The sequence below is a fragment of the Pseudomonas sp. SGAir0191 genome, from assembly GCF_002812565.2.
In the GTDB taxonomy this organism is placed as follows: domain Bacteria; phylum Pseudomonadota; class Gammaproteobacteria; order Pseudomonadales; family Pseudomonadaceae; genus Aquipseudomonas; species Aquipseudomonas parafulva_B.
In genome coordinates this window covers 350,347-372,572 of sequence record NZ_CP025035.2, presented here as the reverse complement: position 1 = coordinate 372,572, position 22,226 = coordinate 350,347, and the positions used below count along the sequence as shown (strand labels likewise).

Sequence of the window (22,226 nt, the reverse complement as noted above, 5' to 3'; positions counted from 1 at the left end):
ATGAGCGACACCCTCAACCGGCTGGCCGCCGTGCTCGAAGAACGCAAGCAGGCGGCGCCGGACAGCTCCTATGTGGCCAGCCTGTACCACAAGGGCCTCAACAAGATTCTGGAAAAGCTCGGCGAAGAGTCGGTTGAAACCATCATTGCCGCCAAGGATGCTGCGCTCAGCAAGGACTGCAGCGACGTCATCTATGAAACGGCCGACCTGTGGTTTCACAGCCTGGTGATGCTCAGCGCCCTGGGTCAGCACCCGCAAGCCGTGCTCGACGAGCTCGACCGGCGCTTCGGGTTGTCGGGCCATGACGAAAAAGCCGCCCGCCAGCCTCCGGCCTGATGTATGTTCAGGGCTGACGCCCGGTGACCTTCACACAATTTTCGGGAGTACGTAATGGGTATCTTTGACTGGAAACACTGGATCGTCCTACTGGTCGTGGTGGTGCTGGTGTTCGGCACCAAGAAGCTGAAGAACCTCGGCAGCGACCTGGGCGAATCGATCAAGGGCTTTCGCAAGGCCATGAACGAAGAAGAAACCAAGCCGGCTGAACCTACCCCTCCTCCGGCCCAGCCCGTACCCCCTGTGCAACCGGTGCAGACCACTGCCCAGGCCAGCCAGGGCCATACCATCGAAGGCCAGGCCCAACCGGTCCAAGAGCCGCAGCGGAAAGACTGACTTATGTTCGGCATCAGTTTCGGCGAGCTGCTGCTCGTCGGCCTCGTCGCCCTGCTGGTGCTCGGCCCCGAGCGCCTGCCGGGCGCCGCCCGCACGGCGGGCTTGTGGATCGGCCGGCTCAAACGCAGCTTCAACAGCATCAAGATGGAAGTCGAACGCGAAATCGGCGCCGATGACATCCGCCGCCAGCTGCACAACGAGCACATCATGCACATGGAAGAGCAGGCCAAGCGCATCCTCAACCCCAATGCGCCGCCTGCCCAGCCTCCGGTGACCACGGCCACCGTGCAGCCCCCTGCTGGCCTGCCAACCACGCCAGCTGAAACCGATGTAACTGCCCCTGCCACTGCGCACCCTACCCCTGTAGCGCCCGAGCCGCCGCGAGCCCCATGAGCGAGAATCCGGAACACGACCAGCCCATGCCGCTGGTTTCGCACCTGACCGAACTGCGCACCCGCCTGCTGCGTTGCGTTGCCGTCATCTTCCTGATCTTTGCCGGGTTGTTTTCCTTCGCCCAGCAGATCTACACCCTGGTCTCGGCGCCGCTGCGTGATCATCTGCCCGCCAATGCGACCATGATCGCCACTGACGTGGCCTCGCCCTTCCTGACGCCGTTCAAGCTGACCATGATCGTTTCGCTGTTCCTGGCGATCCCCTTCATCCTGCAGCAGATCTGGGGCTTCATCGCACCAGGCCTGTACCGTCATGAAAAGCGCATCGCCATACCCCTGCTGATGTCGAGCATCGTGCTGTTCTATGCCGGCATGGCCTTTGCCTATTTTCTGGTCTTCCCGTTGATCTTTGGCTTCTTCGCCAGCGCAACGCCTGAAGGCGTATCGATGATGACCGACATCGCCAGCTACCTGGACTTCGTGATGACGTTGTTCTTCGCCTTCGGCGTAGCCTTCGAGATTCCGGTGGCCGTGGTGCTGCTGGTCTGGATCGGCGTGGTCGATGTGAAGTACCTGAAGAAGATCCGCCCCTACGTGATCATTGGCTGCTTCGTTGTGGGCATGGTGCTGACGCCCCCGGACATCTTCTCCCAGACCCTGTTGGCCGTCCCCATGTGGCTACTGTTCGAGGTCGGCGTGCTGTGCGGCAGCCTGATTCGCAAGCGTGGCAGCGACGAACAGCCTGCCGATGATCATCAAGACCAACCACCCGCGACGCAGCCGTGAACCTGCTGCTGCTGGAGGAGGCCGATTTCATCGCGGCTGACCGGGTTGTATTGGCTGATCGTCGTTTCGTCCATATGCAGGATGTGCACGGGGTCGCCGTCGGTGACACGTTGCGCGTTGGCCGCATCAACGGCCTGATGGGCCAGGCGACGGTGCAGCGCCTGGAGCGCCATGAGGCCGAGCTTCACGTCAGCTTCGATCAGGCGCCACCGGCCAAGCTGCCGTTGACCCTGGTGCTGGCGGTGCCACGGCCCAAGATGCTGCGCAGGCTGTTCCAGACCGTCGCCACCCTTGGGGTGCCGCGCCTGATCCTGCTTAACAGCTACAAGGTGGAAAAGAGCTTCTGGCAAACCCCCTTCCTTCAGCCCGACGTCATCCGTGAAAACCTGATCCTGGGTCTGGAACAGGCACGTGACACGGTGCTGCCGGAAGTCATCATCGAAAAACGCTTCAAACCCTTCGTCGAGGACCGTCTGCCTGCCATCGCCGAAGGCACCCTTGGGCTGGTCGGTCACCCAGGCGACTATCCCGCCTGCCCTCGCGCGGTAGAACAGGCAGTCACCCTGGCCATTGGCCCGGAAGGCGGGTGGATCCCCTACGAGGTGGATCTGCTGGGCAAAGCGGGTTTGGCCCCGGTGCAGCTCGGTGCACGCATCCTGCGGGTGGAAACGGCCGTCACGGCCTTGCTCTCACGTATATTCTGACGAACCGGTCAGCTTTTACCCATCAAGTTTCCGTTTCCCTGGCCGATGCCATTGGCAACAACAACTAAATCGTGCTGCCAAGCCGCCAGGGAGTTTCTATGAATCGATGGTTAACCCAGCTTTTGGGCAACGTGAGTGTGACCCGCAAACTGGCGCTGGGCTTCGGCCTGGTGTTGCTGCTGACGCTGATCATCACCCTGACCGGGTGGCACGGCATGAACAGCATCACGGCCAGGGGTGACAAGCTGGGCAACATCTCGATCATCCAGCAATACGCCCAGGAACTGCGCATTGCCCGCCAGCATTATGAGCGCCAGCGCGACGAAGCCTCGATCGGCGAGATGGAGAAGGCGCTTGGCACCCTGGACCGTCAGGTTCAGCTGATGCTTGGCCAGATCGACGAACCCGCCGATCATCAGCGCCTCGAACAGCAGCGCGATGCGGTAGCGGCCTATCAGCAAGCCTTCGCGCAGCTCAAACAGTCGAACTTACGGCGCGAGGCCAGCCGTGGCGTGTTGGGGGACAGCGCGGACAAGGCCGTCGAACTGGTGGGCCGGGTCCAGCAGCGCCTGCTTCAAGCGGGCGATATCACCCAGTACCAATATGCCGTCACCGTCAACAGCCTGCTCCAGCAAGCGCGATTCCAGGTGCGTGGTTATACCTACAGCGGCAACGCCGACTATCAGCAGACGGCACTCAAGGCCATCGACCAGGCGCTGGAGGAGTTGCGAGGGCTGCCCGCCAAGCTGCCTGCCGAATTCGCCGCCGGCTTGACCGACGCCAGTACCGCCATGGGCGGTTACCGCGACGCCGTGATGCAGTTCGGCGAAGCGCAGAGCGCCAGCGCCCAGGCGTTGCAGCAGATGGCCGACCAAGGCGTGACCTTGATGCAGACCAGCCAGGCCATGACCACTTCGCAGACCCAGGTGCGGGACACCGCAGCCGCCCAGGCAAAGGCGTTGCTGGGGTTGGCCACGGGCCTGGCCGTCTTGCTGGGCCTGCTGGCAGCCTGGGTGATCACCCGCCAGATCATCCTGCCGCTGCGCGAGGCGCTGCGTGGGGCTGAACGGGTGGCCAGCGGCGATCTCACCCTGCATGAGCCTTCGCTGCGTCGAGACGAGCTTGGCCAGTTGCAGGCCAGCATGCAGCGCATGACCCAAGGCCTGCGCGACCTGATTGGTGGCATAGGCGATGGCGTAACCCAGATTGCCAGTGCTGCCGAAGAGCTCTCGGCAGTGACCGAGCAGACCAGCGCAGGGGTTACCAACCAGAAGGTGGAGACTGACCAGGTTGCCACGGCGATGAACCAGATGACGGCGACCGTTCACGACGTGGCACGTAACGCCGAGCAGGCCTCGGAGGCAGCCGTCATGGCCGACCAGCAGGCCCGTGAGGGCGATCGTGTGGTCAGCGAAGCGGTGGCGCAGATCGAGCGGCTGGCCAGCGAGGTGGCCAACTCCAGCGAAGCCATGAGCCAGCTCAAGGGTGAAAGCGACAAGATCGGTAGCGTGCTGGATGTGATCAAGTCGGTGGCCCAGCAGACCAACCTGCTGGCGCTCAACGCGGCGATCGAAGCGGCCCGTGCAGGCGAGGCCGGACGCGGGTTTGCAGTGGTGGCTGACGAAGTGCGCAGCCTGGCGCAACGCACGCAGCAATCCACCGAGGAGATCGAGGAACTGATCGCCGGCCTGCAAAGCGGCACCCAGCGCGCAGCGAGCGTGATGGACAGCAGCCGGCAACTCACCGACAGCACTGTCGAACTGACCCGCCGTGCAGGCAGCTCGCTGGAAAACATCACCCGTACGGTCTCGTCCATCCAGGCGATGAACCAGCAGATCGCCACGGCAGCCGAGGAGCAAACGGCGGTGGCCGAAGAGATCAACCGCAGCGTGATCAACGTACGGGACATTTCAGACCAGACCTCGGCGGCCAGCGAGCAGACTGCCAGCTCCAGTGTCGAGCTGGCCCGCCTGGGCACTCACTTGCAGGGGTTGGTGGGGCGTTTCAAGCTCTGACGGGCAGCTCTTTCGGCGCGGTCAATGACCATGCCGGTCAATAGGCGCATTCAGAATGAGGCTCGCACGCAGCCTCTTTGTGCGCACGCAGGTGGCTTGAATAGGCGCGTACCGGGCATTGCCGTTATAGCTGCGTAACCGAAAAAGATCTGACTGACCGCTCCGAATTTTCCTACATGGATTTCAGGTCAAGTCCTACACGTCCTCCGCCGATGGGCAGGGATGGCTTGCACGTATTGCGCGTGCTCTTCATTCCTTCCACTTGCACGGAGAATCCCCATGCTCGGTTACCTTAACCGCAAGCTCGGCAACATCAGCGTCGCCGCCAAGTTGGCCCTTGGTTTCGCCGTGGTGCTGCTGCTCACGCTGGTCACTACGATCAGTGGCTGGCGCGCCCTGGACGGCGCCATCGTTCGCTCGCAGCAATTGAGTGAAATTGGCGAAATCAATGACCTGACCAAGGACCTGCGCGCCGAGCGCATCACGTACCGTGTGCTCGACGATGAGCAGAGCAAGACGCGGATCGGCCGCATACTCGAACAGCTGAGCGATATGCTCACTACCCTTCAGCAGCGCAGCAATGTCGAAGAATCACGGCAGATGCTCACCGAAAAGCTGGGTTTGCTGCAGCAATTGCGCGATGACTTCACTGAGCTGCAGCGCACTGCCACCAGCCGCGTCAATTTGCGCCAGGCCTTGCTCGTCCAGGAGCAGAAGCTCAGCGCAGCCATCGATGAACTTGAAACCCAGGCCCTGTTGAAGATGCCTGCCGATGGGCAGCAGACCAACGTGCTGGGCATGATGGACACCCTGAGCCGGCATGTGGAGAGCGCCAACCAGCAGAGCCTGGTACCGGCCTACACTTTCTCCCCTGTCGAAGACTTCGCCAAGGTCGGTGAAAGCGCCTTGGAGGCCGCAAGCACTAGCCTGGCTCAGCTGGTCAAAGGCCTGGCGCCTCTCGGGCTGCCGCGCGCCGTGATCGAGCAACCAGGCACCGAATTGGCCCGATACCGTGCCACCTTGGATCAGTACCGCCAAGTCGCCGTCAAGGCCGAGCAACTGCAGAACACCATGGAGCGCCGCGGCGACGAGTTACGCTCGGTGAGCCTGGAACTTGGCAAGCGCAAGGTCGAACAACGCGACAGGGAAGCACTGGCCGCCCGCTCGCTGTTGACCACCGTGGCACTGCTGGCGCTGTTGGTCGGCGTGGTCGCCGGGTGGCTGATCACATTGCAGATCACTCAACCGCTGCGCCAGACCCTGGAGGTGGCTGCGCGTATCGCCAAAGGGGACCTGAGCCAGCTCGAGCCGGTGCAGCGCCGCGATGAGATGGGCAAGCTGCAGGCCAGCATGCGTGAAATGACAATAAGCTTGCGCGAACTGATCGGCGGCATCGACCACGGTGTCGGGCAACTCTCGCAAGCCGCGTCGCAGCTGGCCTCCAGCAGCGAAGACACCAAGGTGCGCATCAGCCAGCAGCGAGAGGAGACCGACCAGGTTGCCACTGCCATGAACCAGATGAGCGCCACGGTCCAGGAGGTGGCGCAAAATGCAGAGCAGGCATCGATGGCCGCCACCAATGCCGACCAGCAGGCGCAGGTGGGCGATCAGGTGGTGACCGAAGCCATTGGGCGTATCGAACAGTTGTCCGGGCAGATGGACCATTGCCTGGCAGCCATGCAGCACCTGGCCGGCGAGAGTCAGCGCATCGGCAGTATTCTGGACGTGATCAAGTCTGTCTCCGAACAGACCAACCTGCTGGCACTCAACGCCGCGATCGAGGCGGCACGGGCAGGTGAAGCCGGGCGGGGCTTCGCGGTAGTGGCCGATGAAGTGCGCGGCCTGGCCCAACGCACCTCTACCGCCACGGAAGAAATCGGTCAACTGATCGACAGCCTGCACAACGGCACCGACGAAGTTACGCGCTTGCTGGACAGCAGCAAGAACCTTACCGAGCAAAGCGTGGAATTGAGCCGCAGGGCAGGCGATGCGCTGAGCCAGATCACCGGGACGGTCTCGAGCATCCAGGGTATGAACCAGCAGATTGCCACTGCCAGCGAACAGCAGAGCGTGGTGGCCGAACAGATCAATCGCAGCGTGTTGAATGTGCGTGATGCGTCCGATCAGACCAGTGCAGCCAGCGAACAGACTGCAGCATCCAGTGGTGAGCTGGAACAGTTGGGGCAGCAGCTGCGGGGTATGGTAAGGCGGTTCAACATCTGAGCGCTTGGCTTGGGAGCCCTGTAGCTCACAATCCGAAGGCTACCCACTGCGGGTGGGTAGCCTTCACGTTCAGAGCACTTGCCGCAAAAATGCCTGCGCACGCGGGTCTTTCGGGGCGGCGAAGAACTCGGCGGGCGGTGAGTCTTCCAGCAGCTTGCCATGGTCGAAGAACAGCACGCGGTCGGCCACTTCACGGGCAAAGCCCATTTCGTGGGTGACGCAGACCATGGTCATGCCCTCCAGGGCCAGGGTCTTCATCACATCCAGCACCTCCCCTACCATTTCCGGGTCCAGCGCCGAGGTGGGCTCGTCGAACAGCATCACTTTCGGGTCCATGGCCAACGCGCGGGCAATCGCGACCCGTTGCTGCTGACCGCCCGACAACCGCGACGGATACTCGTTGGCTTTCTCCGCGATCCCCACCTTCTGCAACAAAGCCCGGGCCTTGGCTTCGCGATCGGCCTTGCTGCGCTTGCGCACCACCTTCTGCGCCAGGCACAGGTTTTCCAGCACGGTCATGTGCGGGAACAGGTTGAAATGCTGGAACACCATGCCGACTTCACGGCGGTAGGCGTTGATGTCGGTCTTGGGGTGCGCCAGATCCAGGCCGGCGATGGCCACATGGCCCTCGTCGAAGTGCTCCAGGCCGTTGAGGCAACGCAAGAAGGTCGACTTGCCCGAGCCCGACGGGCCGAGGACCACGACCACTTCGCCTTTTGCCACGTGCGTGGTGACGTTGTCGACTGCCCGCACCACATGGCCACGGGTGTCGAATACCTTGAGCAGGTCACGGACTTCAATCACTTTGCGCAAGCCTCCGCTCGAGCCGGCTGGCGATATGCGACAGCGGCAGGTTGATCAGCAGGTACAAACCTGCCACGCAGAACCAGATCTCGAAGGTCGAGAACGACGTGGTGATGGCTTCTCGTCCGCTTTTCGTCAGTTCGGTAATGGCGATCACCGACACCAGCGACGTGTCCTTGACCAGGCTGATGAACTGACCGGCCAACGGTGGCAGTACACGCTTGAACGCCTGGGGCAGAATCACATGACGCATCGACTGCCCGGCATTGAGGCCCAGCGAGCGCGCAGCTTCGTTCTGCCCCTTGGCGATGGACTGCACGCCGGCACGCACGATTTCCGCCACATAGGCGCCTGTGAACAGCGCCAGGGCGGCTACACCAGCGAACTCCCGCGACAGGTTCAGGACTGTGCCGATGAAGAAGTAGAAGATGAAGATCTGAACCAGCAACGGCGTGCCGCGTACCAGCTCGACATAGACCGTCGACAGGTCACGCAGCGTCGGGTTGGTCGACAACCGGCACAGGCCGGCAACCAGCCCGATCAGCAGCCCCAGCGCACCGGAAACCACCGAAATCCACAGTGTGGTCCACAACCCCCAGGCCAGTGGACCTGCGGCCCAGTGCCGGGTTACCCCTATCTGGTCCCCTTCGGCCACATCGTCGCCGCGGCTCAGTTGCAGGCTGTCCTTGGCCACGTCCAGGACCTGAAGCGCCCCGCTTTCATCCTTCAAGGTGACGCGGGCTTTATCCCCTGTGATGACGACTTCCTGCACGGTGCCATAGTCGGTCGCGCGCTGTACGTCCTCGGCCTGGTAGGCGAAATACTGAGGGACGCGGTTCCAGCGCCATTCGTAGGAAATCATCGAGGTGGCCATGTACAGGCTGACGGCCAGGCCTACCAGGACCAGTGCAGTCAACCCATGCCAGGGCCACTGGGCCTTCTTGTGTTTGATCACGTTGGATACTCCGGAAAACGGCAGGCCGCAAGCCACAAGCCGCAGCCTATGGCCGACCCTGTAAGGTCGGTCACTGGCTGCGGCCTGCAGCTTGCGGCCTGAAGTTGCCTTTTATTCCATGTCCTTGAGCCAGTCCTTGTTCTTGAACCACTTGTCGTGAATACGATCGTAGGTCCCGTCATGCTTGATCTGGTGCAGGAAGTTGTTGATGAAGTTGATGCTGTCGTAGTCGCCTTTCTTCAGGCCGAAGGCCAGCGGCTCGTAGGTGAAGGGTTCTTCGAGGAACAGCAGCTTGCCAGCACCGGCCTTCTCAACGGCCACTACGTTGTAGGGCGCGTCATAGACGAAGGCGTCCGCCTTGCCGTTGACCACATCCATGACCGCTTCCTGCTCATTGTCATAGCCGTGGTACTTGGCCTTGCCGATCAGCTTCTTGGACACCATCTCGCCAGTGGTGCCCAGCTTGGAGGTCAGGCGATACTTCTCGTTGTTCAGGTCCTTGTACGACTTGATCTCGCCGGCCAGGTCCTTGCGGATCAGCAGGGTCTGGCCCACGACGATGAAGGGCTCGCTGAAGTTCAGGCGCAGGTTGCGCTCCTGGGTCAGGGTCATGCCGCTGCCGATCATGTCGAACTTGTCGGTCAGCAGGGCGGGAATGATGCCGTCATAAGCGGTGGATACCGCTTCGAACTTGACGCCCATCGACTTGGCCATGGCCTTGAGGATGTCGACCTCGAAACCGATGATCTCGCCACGCTTGTTGGTCATCTGGAACGGCATGTAGGTCGGGTCCATGCCCACACGCAGCGTGCCACGCTTGACGGCCTCGTCGATGGCTCCGGCCTGGGCAGCGGACACCGCCACCAGAGCGGTCATGCCCACCAGCAGCCGCGAAAGGTATTTCTTGAACATCACCAAGTCCCCTGAAAGTAGAAGTAGCGCGTTTTCTTATTGGTACGGCCTTGCAGGCCGCCGTGAGCTGTCGGAGAGGGATGCTAACGCATGGCGCGCTGGCGATATAGCATCGGGGGGGACTTTGTTGGCCTAAATCGGCCCGAAGGGCGAAAGCGGCGCGGGCCAACCCGCTCCGGTCTGACCCTGCAAGCTTCGGCTGCAGGGCAGGTCAGAACGGGCTGACCCGCGTATGGCGCAGGTCAAGAGCCTGCGAGCGCCGGTTGGCCTTCCTGTTCAGGATGCAGCGGCAACAACGGCGAATGCGGGTCGCTCTTGATCGAAGCGCGCCAGGCATCGATCCATGCCGCGTGCTGCTGCGACCACACCTGGTCGTGCAGGCGGGTCAGCGCTACGGGATCGCTCAGCAATGCCAGGCGCGTGCCCAGGTCGAGCCCATGGGGGCCGACTTCCAGGGCTTTGGCGATGCGTTCGGCCCGCATGGCCTCGATGGGTGCTGCCTGACCGTGCCGGGCAGTGGCCATGGCGCACGCCAGGGCATTCTGCCGCGGGTCCACCACAGCGCGCACAAAACCGTCGCGCAGGGCGTGCCAGCGGTTCTCGTGGGTGTACTGGTCCGTGGCCAGCAGCTCCTGCGGCGTGGCGTACTCCTCAGGAATCAGGAACAGCTTCTCGTCCTTGGCGGCCAGACCCAGGCGGGTACGGCTGGAAATGACCGAGACCGGGATGGACAGCATCAACGAGCCCACGATCGGCGTCAGCCACCACAGGAAGCTGGGGTTCAGCCACGCCACCAGGCCTGCCCATGCCACGCCCAGCAAGGTTTGCGGACCATGGCGCTTGACCGCCTCGCTCCAGGGCGTGGAGTCATCGTCGCGCTGAGGGGAGTTCCAGGTGGCGGCCCAGCCCAGAAACGCGGCCAGCACGAAGCGGGTGTGGAAGATCATGCGCACCGGAGCCAGCAACATGGAGAACAGCATTTCCATGAGCATCGACAAGGTGACCTTGATCCGCCCACCGTACTCCACCGCGCCCTTGGCCCAGATCAGGATGACGCTGAGCAGTTTGGGCAGGAACAGCAGCACGATGGTGGTGGAGAACAACGCCACGGCTTTTTCCGGGTGCCATTGAGGCCACAGCGGGTACAGCTGGTACGGCTCGATGAAGTACTGGGGCTCCATCAAGGTGTTGGTCGCCAGCAACGCGGTCGACAGCACCAGGAACAGGAACCACAACGGCGCAGACAGGTAGGACATGACGCCCGTCAGGAACACGGCACGGTGCACCGGGTGCATGCCCTTGACCAGGAACAGCCGGAAGTTCATCAGGTTGCCATGGCACCAGCGACGGTCGCGCTTGAGTTCGTCGAGCAGGTTGGGCGGCAGTTCCTCGTAGCTGCCCGGCAAGTCATAGGCGATCCACACTCCCCAACCGGCACGGCGCATGAGTGCGGCTTCGACGAAATCGTGGGAGAGAATGGCCCCAGCGAACGCACCCTTGCCTGGCAATGGCGCCAATGCGCAGTGTTCGATGAACGGCTTCATGCGGATGATCGCATTGTGCCCCCAGTAGTGCGACTCGCCCAGCTGCCAGAAATGCAGGCCGGCCGTGAACAATGGGCCGTATACGCGCGTGGCGAACTGCTGCATGCGTGCATACAGGGTATCCATACCCGACGCCTTGGGCCCGGTCTGGATGATGCCGGCATCAGGGTTGGCCTCCATCAGGCGCACCAGGCTGCTCAGGCATTCGCCGCTCATGACGCTGTCGGCGTCCAGCACCACCATGTACTTGTACTCGCTGCCCCAGCGGCGGCAGAAGTCGTCGAGGTTACCGCTCTTGCGCTTCACCCGACGCCGGCGACGGCGGTAGAAGATACGGCCGAACCCCTTGGTTTCACGGCACACGTCCAACCATGCCTGCTGCTCGGCAACGGCAATGTCGGTGTCGTTGGTGTCGCTGAGCACAAAGAAGTCGAAGCGGTCCAGGTTACCGCTGGCTGCCACCGACTCGAACGTTGCACGCAGGCCTGCGAACACCCGCGGCACGTCTTCGTTGCAGATCGGCATGACCAGCGCGGTCCGTGCGTCTGGCGCGATGGGTTCGTTGCCGGCACTGCTGCCGGAAATCTTGTACTTGTCGCGCCCGGTCAGCAGCTCGAGGAAGCCCATCAGGGCTGTCCAGAAGCCGGCCGACACCCAGCAGAACAGAATCCCGAAGAGAATCAGGATGGACGTCTGCAAGGCGTACGGCCATACCTGCACCACCGTATCCCAGATCGGCTGGGCGAAGATTTCGTCCAGATCGACAAACGACCAGCCCTGGTAGGGCAGGATGCTCTTCATGTACCAGCCAGCGACCAAGGTCTGCCCGATCATCAGTGCCAACAGGATGTATCGGCGGATCGAACCGACCGTGCGCCAGCGGGCCGCCGGCAACTCACGCTTGGGTGGCTGCGGTACGTTGGTACGCCCGGTCAGGCGCCGCCATGCCCGCACCAGCAGATTGGTACGCCATGGTTCGGGCACGACCTTGGTACGCGTGATGGGCGGCGCGATCTTCAGGCAAAGGCGCCCGTTACCGTCCACACCGAGCATTTCGGCCTCTTCCAGTTCGCCCGCAGTGCCGACCGTCAGGCGCGAGCCCACCGAGGCCTGCACGGCCTCGGCTGGGCTGGCGGGCGAGGTGGCCGCCAGGCGCTGGTGCAGTTCGCTGAACGATGTGCAAGTGGCAAGTTCCGCGCGCTGCTCATCGCTCAGTGGAAGGTGGGCCAGGTATTCGCCAAGCGATACCGGCCTTGGGCTCGGATTACTCATCGGCAGGCAACTGATAGGTCCAGGTTTCGGTCAGCACCTTTTCGGTGGTGGCCGCAGCCCCGGCAGTGGGCGCCGCGTCGGCGGCAGGTTGTTCGGCCTTGACGGTCTTCTCGGCCTTGGCATGCTTGGCAGACGCCTTGTCCTGCTTGGCGTCCTTGGCAGGCGCTGGCGCCTCTACCGGCACATCACGTACCAGCGCTGCACGCATTTCAGTCGACTTGTTGGCTTCCTTGACCTTCAGGCGCAGAGTCAGGCGCCAGCCCTTGGTTTCAGGGTTGTAGCGCAGGTTGTTCTCGACCACCTCACTGTTGTCGCCCACGCTGATCTGGCTGCGCACCGGGGTGTCTTCAGGCAAGGCGGCCAGGGCCGGGCCTGCGAAGTCGACCAGGAACGCCACGCTGCCATCAGGCTGGCGGATCAGGTTGGACTGCTTGACGTCACCGGTGGAGCGCAGGGTCTGCTTGACCCAGCCCAACTCAGGCGCCTGGAACTTGGGCTCGTCAATGGTCCAGTGCAGGCGGTAGGCGAACTCGGCCGCTTCGCCAGGCTCGGGCAGCTTTTCCGGGCTCCAGAAGGCAACGATGTTGTCGTTGGTTTCGTCGGCCGTCGGGATCTCCACCAGGTCGACGGTACCCTTGCCCCAGTCGCCTTTGGGTTCGATCCAGGCACTTGGGCGCTTCTGGTAGTTATCGTCCAGGTCTTCATAGTCGCTGAAGGCGCGCTGGCGCTGCATCAGACCAAACCCGCGCGGGTTCTCGACGCTGAAGTTGCTGACCGACAGATGCTTAGGGTTGTTCAGCGGGCGCCACAGCCACTCGCCGTTGCCGGCATGGATGGACAAGCCTTCGGAATCGTGCAGCGCTGGGCGGTAGTTGAGGACCTTGGACGGCTGGTTCGGGCCGAACAGGTACATGCTGGTCAACGGCGCTACGCCCAGGCGGCTGACGTGATCGCGCAGGTACACGCGCGACTGCACGTCAACGACCGTGTCGTTGCCAGGACGCAGGGTGAGCTTGTAGGCACCGGTTGAGCGCGGCGAGTCCAGCAGCGCGTAGATCACCAGGTGCTTGTCGGCCGGCTGCGGCTTCTCGACCCAGAACTCGGTGAACCGTGGGAATTCTTCGCCCGAGGGCAGCGCCGTGTCGATGGCCAAGCCACGGGCCGACAGGCCATAGACATGGCCCTTGCCAACGACGCGGAAATAGCTGGCGCCAAGCAGGGTCATGATTTCGTCCTGCTTGTCGGCCTTGTTGATCGGGTACAGCACGCGGAAGCCCGCATAGCCCAGGTTCTTGGTGGCATCGGCATCATGCGGCACGTCGCCGAACTCGAAGCGGCTCGGGTCGTACTTGATTTCCTGGACCTTGGTGGCGGTGACTTCGTTGATTTTCACCGGCGTATCGAAATGCATGCCCTGGTGGTAGAACGACAGCTTGAACGGCGTCTTGTCGTTGGCCCACTCGGCCTTTTCCTGCAGGAAATGGATTTTCTGGTAGTCCGCGAACTTCATGTCGCGGAACACGGCCGGCAGGTTGCTTTTGGGCGCTTCGTACTTCTGGCCGGCCAGATCCTTTGCCTTGGCGGCAACATCGTCAAGATTGAATGCCCACAGCTGGCCCGCGCTCATCAGGCCAACGATTGCCATGCTGGCCATCAGCGCCTTGCGTAGCCTGACGCCGGGGATTCTTGATGCTTTTTGGGGACTAACAATCACGAGCAACCCTCGCCGAAAACAGATCATGAAACCAACGGCCAGCGACAAATGCCGGGTTGGCGAGCACTGTTCGGACCCCGTAAGGGCGTAATGATTCCCCAAACGGCTACGGACAATGCTCGAGTCAGAGTGAAACGGGCCTGCGAACGCAGGCCTCATGCAGCGCGCGATTATCCAGCAGGTCGCGTGACAACGCATCAGGCTGCAACAACTATTTATGGTATAGAACCGCTTATTCATTCAGGAAAGCGGCTTTTTTAACCTTAAATTTGTAACAGTAGTGTTACAGGGCCATCATTGACCAGGTGCACCTGCATATCGGCACCGAATTGACCGGTAGCAACGTCGGCATGGCGGCCTCTGGCTTGCGTCACCAGGTAGTCGAACAGCTCGGCCCCCAGGGCCGGGGGGGCCGCCGTGGAAAAGCTGGGTCGCATGCCGTTGCGGGTGTCGGCCGCCAGCGTGAATTGCGAGACCAGCAGCAGACCGCCACCCACCTCTTTCAACGACAGGTTCATCTTGCCCTGCTCATCGCTGAACACGCGGTAGTTCAACAACTTGTGCAGCAGCTTGTCGGCATGCTCGCGGGTGTCGTCCGGCTCCACGGCCACCAGTACCAGCAGGCCTTGCTCGACAGCGCCAATGACCTGGCCCTGCACTTCCACCCGCGCGTTGCGCACCCGTTGCAACAGGCCCTTCATGCTTCTTCCAGGGGCAAGTTGAGCAGGCGCCTGGCCATCTGGTCGGCTGCGCGTACCAGGGCATCGGTAATGCCCGGCTCGGAGGCGGCATGGCCGGCATCGCGAATCACCTTCAATTCACTGTTCGGCCACGCCTGGTGCAGCTCCCAAGCGTTGTCCAGTGGGCAGATCACATCGTAACGCCCGTGCACGATCACCGCCGGCAGGTGGGCGATCCTGGGCAGGTCGCGCACCAGCTGGTTCGGCTCGAGGAAGGCGTTGTTCATGAAGTAGTGGCATTCGATGCGGGCGATGGACAAGGCCCGTTGCGGCTCGGAGAAGCGATCCACCACCAGGGGGTTGGGCCGCAGCGTGGCCGTACGGCCCTCCCAGGTGGACCATGCCTTGGCCGCGTGCATCTGGGCAATCTGGTCAGAACCGGTCAGGCGCTTGTGGAACGCGCTGACCAAATCGCCGCGCTCCTCCGGTGGAATGGGCGCAATGTAGTCCTGCCAGTAGTCCGGGAACAGGCGGCTGGCACCTTCCTGGTAGAACCACTGTATCTCCTGGGGCCTGCACAGGAAGATCCCGCGCAGTATCAGGCCATGCACGCGTTCAGGGTGGGTCTGGGCGTAGGCCAGCGCGAGCGTGGAGCCCCATGAACCGCCGAACAGTACCCACTTGTCGATACCCAGGTGTTCACGGATGCGCTCCATGTCCTCCACCAAGTGCCAGGTGGTGTTGTTTTCCAGGCTGGCATGGGGGGTGGAGCGGCCACAGCCGCGCTGGTCGAAGGTGATGATGCGGTACAGGGTGGGATCGAAATAGCACCGGCTCTGGGCATCGCAGCCTGCACCTGGGCCGCCATGAATGAAGAGCACCGGCAGACCTTCGGGTGAGCCGCTTTCATCGACGTACAGCACGTGTGGCGCTTCCACGGCCAGATCGTGCCGGGCGTAGGGTTTGATCTGCGGGTAGAGGGTCTGCATTGCGCACTCCGTGTGAAGGTTGTTCGGCCGTGAGCCATCATAAACCTGAATTGAGCGCAGAGCATGCTTGTACATCAACTCCATGCCTGGCCCGGTACAGTTGCCAGGCAGACATATCTACCTCCTTTCTCCGTCCCCGGCCCTACAGAGTCCTTCACCCCATCGTGCAGAGGACTACGAAATGCCCACCCCGATCAGCGATACCCTACCCTTACAAGGTGTCCATTACTCCACCATCGCCAAGCGCCTCCCCCAGTGGCTGAAAAAGAGCCCGGCCCAGACGCATCAAGCCTTGCGCAACTGGCGGCAGGCACCTGCCTGGCTGGCGTCAGCGATTACAGAGCAACCGGCCGTCGCACGTGCCTGGAGCATGGAACACGCTCAGCACCGTCAGCATCAAGCGCAGGTTGCGGCGCTGTTCGAGCAGGTTGCAGATCTGGAGAGCTATGCCAGAAAGGCGTTGACTGAAGCCATCGCTGAACGCTTTGGTCTTCAGGTCGATGTCGACCAGAGCTACCTGGTGGACGCGCGCCTGATCGAGGAGCACAACGCCCTGGACGGGCGGCAGGCCGTGGAGCGGGCGACCCGCTCACTGCTTCAGGCAGCCCTGCATAATTTCGAGGCATCGGCCGCCGTTGAAGGGGGCATGGATGCGCCCGACGCGCTCCTGAAAAAATCGGTGATTCTCGACCACCGACGCTTCATGGGCACCGTGCCCATCACCAATGCGCTGGATATACCGGCAGAGGCCTTCGCCGACCTGTGTCGAACGCTGGACATTGGTAGGAAATATCACGACCTGATCCACGCGATCTATTACCCGGCCGCAACGGCCGACCGCAGTGCCGACGAGGTGGCCTTGGAGGTGTATCAAACACTGGGGCGGGCGGAGGGGTCGGCCTGGCGGCAGTCCCTGCATTACGCTCGCTTGAAGGGCGATATCAGCGAGACGTTCTACACCGCCGCGCTGGCAGTGCCGCTTGATCAAAAGCTGGACCCTCACGCGTCAGGGATCAGGCTCAGCGAGCTGCAACTCTGGGGCTGCGTACTGACGGGGGTAGTGGTGATCGAGAGGCAATCGGGTGCCGATAGCCGCGTTGCGCTGTACATGCCCGACGACGAGCAAACACCTCTCAAGGAGTTCGCCGATACGCAGGCCATGCATGACGCGCTGCGAGATCGGCTCCAGGCCGACATGGGCTACCTGGACAAGCATGTGCCCGAGCGCGACAAGGCGATGGTTCGACAGCGTCTGCAAGCGCGTCTGATGCCGCTGGGCTGGAGTACCCGCGGCCTGCATGAACCCGTACTCGATCCACATGCCAGGCTCTACCCCGTTCAAACGCCTTTCAGTCACGCGTTTGAGGGGCTCATGGCTTTTCGCAAAGTGGAACGTCATGAGCAAGACGTGCTCTTTCACGCCGTTCCGACCGAGATCGTCGACCGGCGTACAGCCCAGGCTCACCGCGAACTCGTTGCCGGGCGCGGATTACTGGCACTGAACATCGCCGGCTTCTTCGTGCCTGGCCTCGGTGAGGCCATGCTCCTGGTGGGCATCGTCCAGCTGGCCCATGAAGTGTATGAAGGCATCGATGCCTGGGAGGCAGACGAGCGCGACACGGCGTACGACTATCTGGTCGATGTCGTCGAGAACGTAGCGGTCATGGCTGCGCTGGCAGCTGCTGGCCATGTGCTCAAAGGCGCTCCGGAAGTCTCCGGGGGCGACGAACCCATCGTCGAAGAACCCGACGACGAACCGGGTGAGGCGCGTATTCCCGTAGAGACCCCGTCATTCATCGAAGAGCTGGAAGACGTGGACATGCCTGATGGACAGGTAAGTCTGTGGAAACCGGACCTGAGGCCCTATCAAGTTCATGACCCACTGCCGCAAGCATTGGCACCGGATGAGCATGGCCTGCTGCTGCATGAGGGGCGGCAACGGCTGGTACTGCAGAGCCGCCAGTATCAGGTCGTGTCAGACGCTGACACTGGCCAGTACCGGCTGCAACACCCACGGGGCGAGCATCGCTATCAGCCCCCGCTGCGCCACAACGGCGCTGGCGCGTGGATACTGGTCACGGACCACCCAGCTACCTGGACAGGTTCGACACTGTTGCAAAGAATGGGGCACCTGAGTGCCGACTTCGATGAGCCGACGCTGCGACGAATGCTACAGATCAGTGACACGGACGAAGATGCCGTGCGCAGGGCGCTGGTGGAGAACGAGCGATTGCCTGCGTTGCTACAAGACACGCTGCAGCGGTTCAAGCTTGACCAGTCGATAAGCCAGTTGCCCACCACGGCAGACCGATCAACCGAATTTTCCAGAGCCTACAGCCGCATGACATTGGCCCAACTGCCCGATGCCGAACCGATCATGCGTGCATACCCCGGTCTTCCAGCCGCCATTGCCGACGAGCTGGTAAGCAGCGCCAATGCCAACGAACGAGGCGTGCTGGCAAGCGGTAGGGTGCCGCTGCGGCTGAGTGAGGAAATTCGTGTTTATCTGCAACAGGTCCGTCTGGCGCGGGCTTACGAGGGGTTGTTCCTGGTAGGGGCTCAGGGCTGGGACAGCGATCGACTGGTGCTGCATACCCTGCCAACACTCAGCGGATGGCCTGCCGAAACCAGACTACAAATCGTAAGGGGTGGGTCCTGGCCCACTCAAACCGAGGCAGTCGGCCCCGAGCAAGGCAGCCCCCGCGTGACCATCATCCATGCCCGTGCAGGGTACATCGTCCAGGATCAAGCCGAGCCATCTCGGCTGGTAACGGCACATCCGGACCTCTTTACCGCGCTGCACGCGGCGCTGCCAGAGGTCATGGCACTACTCGGCGCGGCTGACGCGCCGGCCCTGCAGTACCTGATGCAGCAAAGCCCGCTGCTGCCTCGCCCAGCCTTGCGCAAGGTTCTGGGCATGCGGCCGGTGCGCCCCGGCTATCGCTCACCCATGCGCCTTGCCGATGGTCGCCTGGGGTATCCGCTGAGCGGCAGTGGCCCGCAAATCCATGCGGTCTCTCACTCGCAACTCATTGCAGCGGTCGAAGCACTGGAGCTGGCGCAGCGTACCGGCCGTTCTGCCGATCAGGTGATCAATACGCTGGCCAGTGGCGGCCGCACCCGCCTGCAGATTTTCGAGCACCTGCAACGCTTGGCCGAGCAGCGCACCGAACTGCAGAGCAGGCTCGATGACTGGAGCGAGGCCATTTCGCCGCCGACTGACGAGGCCGCACGCAACTACGACGCATTGCGCGAGGCTATCGTGCAGTTCTGGTATGACACGGCGTTGGACGAAGGCGACCGGAGCTCGGCCGTGTTACGCCTGGCGCAGATCTCTCTGGCTGACATTCCGCTGAACTTACCCGAGTTCTTTTACCAGCGAGTGCGCAGCCTGATCTTGTATGACCTGCCCTCAGGCGCGATGGCCAGTTGGGCGCAGAACGAGCGTTTGCTGCAACGCCTGCTCCGTCAGATGCCGCAACTCGAGGCATTGGAAATCGACCGTCCCTACACACCCCGGGCAACACCCTCGGCATTCATATTCAGCATACCCACCATTCTGGAGAACCTGCCTCAGTTGCAGCGCTTGGTACTGACCAACCAGAACCTTGCCTTGTCCTCCAGTGATCTGGACATGCTGATCGGCGCCCTCCAGCTGCGTCATCTGGACCTTTCCGGAAATCGCCTGGCACAAGGTAACCGCCCGAGCTTCCACGCGCTCACACTGGATTACCTCGGGCTAGACCGCATGCAGCTGTCGCAATGGCCAATGGGCATCGGCAGCGACGCCTTGAGCCGTATCGGTGAGCTGTCGCTGCGCGACAATAACCTGCTCACGCTGCCAACGTTCCTGCTGCACGAAGCCGAATCACTTCGCCTGCCGCCGGTCATCAATCTTGAAGGCAACCCTATAAACGAAATTCACGTGCGGCGTTTGCTTATGAACGAGCAACTGGACACTTCCGGCATTCGCGTGGACCAACCGCCGTCGCTTATCGAGGGAATAACGCGCCTGCGCAACGAGCGCTCGCAGGTACGAGAAGCGCTCGAAGGCTGGGCGCAGGCATCGAGTTCCAGCAACCCTTTGACACAAACTGCCCTGGCCGAGCGTCAGCGCATTGAAACGGCGATCAACGATTTCTGGACGCATCAGGAACAGGGCCATCGATACCTCAGGCTGCAACTGGAAGACGTGTCGATTGAGCACTTCCCCAGACGCCTGCCGCCATTCTTTGGCGAGCGTGTTCGCGCCCTGGCCTTGACTCGCCTGCGGGGCACGACTGCACAGCTCGATGAGTTGCTCAGTCGCTTTCCAGGTATCACGCGCTTGACCATAGACGGTCATCAAGCGCCGCAATCGACACTGCCTACCGCCTTGCTGCGCTTGCCAGCGCTGGAGTACCTGGAACTGCGCAACATGAACCTGGAAATCGACCAACCCATGTTCGAGATCTTCGGTCGCCTGCCCCACCTCACTTCGCTGGACCTGTCGGGCAACCGGGTGGCCGCCATCAACCACGTCCCTGCTCACCTCGCGGCGAATCTGCAGACTCTTGTGCTGAGCAACATGGACCTGCAGGGCTGGCCAAGCTGGTGCGATCAGTTGCTGCCGCTCGAATTGCTGGACCTCAGCTCGAACAACATCACCGAACTGCCGGACCACATCCTGTCGAATCTGGATAACGCCATTCCGATTTCTTCCGTGTCCTTGCTCGACAACCCGCTGCCAGCGGCAACCATCCAGCGGGTCCGTACGTTTTCGGACAGCCACCACAGCTTCTCCTTCGCCCTGGACATTCCCAGCGACCTGCTGCTCACCGACGGTTCCAGTGATGGCTCCCTGGACCACCCGCATTTCCCGGTGGCCAGTGACGATACCCCCCGGATGGAATCGTGGATGCTGGGAAATGCACTGCAAAATGAATCTTTGCAGGCATGCTGGGAGGCGCTTGCAGGCAGCGACTTGCTGCGCCTGGCAGGCCGTTTGCAAAACGCGGCCCCTTATGTGGAGCCTGCCACCCGGGGCAGCTTCTGCGAACGGGTGCGACTGATGCTGGTCGCGGCGGCGAGCAACCCGGCCGAGCGGCCATTGCTGGAAAGCATCGCTGTAGAGGCGCTGCCTGACGAGAGTGGCGCACAAACTTGCCATGACGGCGCGCTTCAGGCGTTTAACAACATCGAGTTGTACCTGATGCATCAACGCGTCGTGATCGATGCGGGGGATAGCCTGCAGCAGATGCGCCAAAGGCTGTTGCAGCTGTTCCGTGTAGAGGAACTCGAACGCCTTGCCCAGCACCGCGCGATACCGGGGGATCTGGTTTCGGTACGCCTGGCCTACCGCCGCGAGCTGGCCAAGGAACTCGAGCTGCCCATCGCCGACCGTATGCGTTTCCGAAGTGCTGCCAACCTGGCAGCCGATGAGCTTTCGAGCGTCCTCGAACACGTGCGCAAGCGCGAACACAGCGAAGCCTTCATCGATTACCTGCTGTCCAACCAGGACTGGACCCAGCGCCTTCGCGGTGAATACGCCGAGCGGTTCGAGGAAATTGAAAACCGGTACCGCCAGCGGGTAATGGAACTGGCCAATACCAGCCATCCGCTGCAGGAAGAGGTGATCTTGCAACAAGGCTTGCAAGTGGACCGGGAGCTCGAGGAGCAGGCACTGCTGCGCGAGCTCACGCTCAAGGAAGTCGCCAAAGGCTGACCATTGACCAGGCGGCGCGCACACCGCGCGCTGCCTGGCCGACTGGCTTCAGTTGCGATAATGCGCCTGGCCCCATGCCAGCAGCGCCTCCAGCAGCTGCTTGAGCACCGCCTGGGTTGGGCGTGCCAAGTCTTCACGGTAGGTAAAAGGTTCACACTCTTGCATGTAGGTGCTTTGCGTAAGCTCCAGTTGGACGGCGTGAACGTGAGCGGCTGGGTCGCCGTAGTGACGGGTGATGTGCCCGCCCTTGAAGCGCCCATTGAGCACATGATCGTAACCTTGTGCCTGTTGGCAGACGTGCGTCAGCCGCTGGGCCAGGCTCGGGTCGCAACTCGCATCGTTGAAGGTCCCGAGGTTGAAGTCCGGCAGCTTGCCGTCGAACAGCCGAGGAATGTGCGAGCGGATGGAGTGGGCGTCCCAGAGCAAGGCATAGCCAAACGTCTCACGCAAGCGTGTCAGCTCATGCCTGATTGCCCTGTGATAAGGGTGCCAGATGCGCTCAAGGTAGTGCTTGCGCTCTGCCGGGCTTGGCGCCAGCCCCTCCTTGAACAAAGGTTCACCCTCAAAGAGGGTGTCCGGATAGAGCCCGGTGGTGGCCCCTGCATAGAGCGGCGTGTCGTCCTCCGGGCGGTTGAGGTCGATGACGAAACGCGAATACTCGGCCGTCAGTACGCTGGCGCCCATCGCTTGGGCGAAATCGTACAGACGGGAAATGTGCCAGTCCGTGTCGGGCAAGCTGCGCGCCTGGTCGACCAGGCCATCGGCCACTGCCGGGGTCAGCTTCAGGCCCGCATGGGGAATGCTGATCAACAGCGGCAATTGACCCTGGTGAAAGCTCAGTACCTTGTCCATCTCGCCTC

The 22,226-nt window shown here is 62.2% G+C and carries 16 protein-coding genes and 2 pseudogenes; 10 read left to right on the top strand and 8 right to left on the bottom strand.

Features of this window, described 5'->3' with window-relative positions; genetic code table 11:
• The 9 genes and pseudogenes from CWR53_RS01600 to CWR53_RS23375 all read left to right on the top strand — a co-directional run bounded on the left by CWR53_RS01600 (window position 1) and on the right by CWR53_RS23375 (window position 6,792).
• On the top strand, window positions 1-336 hold the full coding sequence (locus CWR53_RS01600) for a phosphoribosyl-ATP diphosphatase (protein ID WP_100850645.1): 336 nt from the start codon (window positions 1-3) through the stop codon (window positions 334-336).
• Window positions 337-390: 54 nt separating this feature from the next.
• Complete coding sequence (locus tag CWR53_RS01595; protein WP_023533071.1) at window positions 391-672, top strand: twin-arginine translocase TatA/TatE family subunit; 282 nt, start codon at window positions 391-393, stop codon at window positions 670-672.
• A 3-nt stretch (window positions 673-675) separates the two neighbouring features.
• The gene (gene tatB, locus CWR53_RS01590) at window positions 676-1,065 is read left to right on the top strand and encodes a Sec-independent protein translocase protein TatB (RefSeq protein ID WP_058604282.1); all 390 of its coding nucleotides are present in this window, start codon (window positions 676-678) and stop codon (window positions 1,063-1,065) included.
• On the top strand, window positions 1,062-1,850 hold the full coding sequence (gene tatC / locus CWR53_RS01585; protein ID WP_058604281.1) for a twin-arginine translocase subunit TatC: 789 nt from the start codon (window positions 1,062-1,064) through the stop codon (window positions 1,848-1,850). Before tatB ends, tatC begins: the two co-directional genes overlap by 4 nt.
• On the top strand, window positions 1,847-2,554 hold the full coding sequence (locus CWR53_RS01580; protein WP_100850644.1) for a 16S rRNA (uracil(1498)-N(3))-methyltransferase: 708 nt from the start codon (window positions 1,847-1,849) through the stop codon (window positions 2,552-2,554). The genes tatC and CWR53_RS01580 overlap by 4 nt, the downstream gene beginning before the upstream one ends.
• A gap of 98 nt (window positions 2,555-2,652) precedes the next feature.
• Window positions 2,653-3,666, top strand: a pseudogene (locus CWR53_RS23390) (methyl-accepting chemotaxis protein); the annotation flags it as partial.
• A 30-nt stretch (window positions 3,667-3,696) separates the two neighbouring features.
• Entirely contained in the window at window positions 3,697-4,569 is an 873-nt protein-coding gene (locus CWR53_RS23385; RefSeq protein WP_371921578.1) for a methyl-accepting chemotaxis protein, read from the top strand.
• Window positions 4,570-4,791: 222 nt separating this feature from the next.
• Window positions 4,792-5,889: pseudogene (locus tag CWR53_RS23380) on the top strand (methyl-accepting chemotaxis protein); the annotation flags it as partial.
• Between the two features lie 9 nt (window positions 5,890-5,898).
• A complete protein-coding gene (locus CWR53_RS23375) occupies window positions 5,899-6,792 on the top strand; it encodes a methyl-accepting chemotaxis protein (protein ID WP_371923610.1) in 894 nt (297 codons plus the stop codon).
• 69 nt (window positions 6,793-6,861) lie between these two features.
• Here the strand turns inward: CWR53_RS23375 and CWR53_RS01565 are convergent, their stop codons facing one another.
• The 7 genes from CWR53_RS01565 to pip all read right to left on the bottom strand — a co-directional run bounded on the left by CWR53_RS01565 (window position 6,862) and on the right by pip (window position 15,662).
• The gene (locus CWR53_RS01565) at window positions 6,862-7,596 is read right to left on the bottom strand and encodes an amino acid ABC transporter ATP-binding protein (RefSeq protein ID WP_027914052.1); all 735 of its coding nucleotides are present in this window, start codon (window positions 7,594-7,596) and stop codon (window positions 6,862-6,864) included.
• On the bottom strand, window positions 7,589-8,551 hold the full coding sequence (locus tag CWR53_RS01560) for an amino acid ABC transporter permease (RefSeq protein WP_100850641.1): 963 nt from the start codon (window positions 8,549-8,551) through the stop codon (window positions 7,589-7,591). The genes CWR53_RS01565 and CWR53_RS01560 overlap by 8 nt, the downstream gene beginning before the upstream one ends.
• Before the next feature lie 111 nt (window positions 8,552-8,662).
• Window positions 8,663-9,463: a transporter substrate-binding domain-containing protein gene (locus CWR53_RS01555; protein ID WP_023533017.1), complete on the bottom strand. Its 801-nt coding sequence runs from the start codon at window positions 9,461-9,463 to the stop codon at window positions 8,663-8,665.
• A 242-nt stretch (window positions 9,464-9,705) separates the two neighbouring features.
• Window positions 9,706-12,279 (bottom strand): glucans biosynthesis glucosyltransferase MdoH, encoded by a 2,574-nt coding sequence (gene mdoH, locus CWR53_RS01550; RefSeq protein ID WP_058604275.1) that lies wholly within the window; start codon window positions 12,277-12,279, stop codon window positions 9,706-9,708.
• Window positions 12,272-13,993 carry a glucan biosynthesis protein G gene (locus tag CWR53_RS01545; protein WP_219995117.1) on the bottom strand — a complete coding sequence of 574 codons (1,722 nt, stop codon included), beginning with the start codon at window positions 13,991-13,993 and terminating at the stop codon, window positions 12,272-12,274. Before CWR53_RS01545 ends, mdoH begins: the two co-directional genes overlap by 8 nt.
• 263 nt (window positions 13,994-14,256) lie before the next feature.
• A complete protein-coding gene (gene dtd, locus CWR53_RS01540; RefSeq protein WP_058604273.1) occupies window positions 14,257-14,694 on the bottom strand; it encodes a D-aminoacyl-tRNA deacylase in 438 nt (145 codons plus the stop codon).
• Entirely contained in the window at window positions 14,691-15,662 is a 972-nt protein-coding gene (pip, locus tag CWR53_RS01535; protein ID WP_100850639.1) for a prolyl aminopeptidase, read from the bottom strand. The genes dtd and pip overlap by 4 nt, the downstream gene beginning before the upstream one ends.
• Window positions 15,663-15,843: 181 nt before the next feature.
• Here pip and CWR53_RS01530 point away from each other — a divergent pair, with 181 nt between their 5' ends.
• Window positions 15,844-21,366 (top strand): dermonecrotic toxin domain-containing protein, encoded by a 5,523-nt coding sequence (locus tag CWR53_RS01530; RefSeq protein ID WP_258313188.1) that lies wholly within the window; start codon window positions 15,844-15,846, stop codon window positions 21,364-21,366.
• Window positions 21,367-21,414: 48 nt separating this feature from the next.
• Here the strand turns inward: CWR53_RS01530 and hutG are convergent, their stop codons facing one another.
• Complete coding sequence (gene hutG, locus CWR53_RS01525; protein WP_100850638.1) at window positions 21,415-22,218, bottom strand: N-formylglutamate deformylase; 804 nt, start codon at window positions 22,216-22,218, stop codon at window positions 21,415-21,417.
• Window positions 22,219-22,226: the final 8 nt, after the last annotated feature.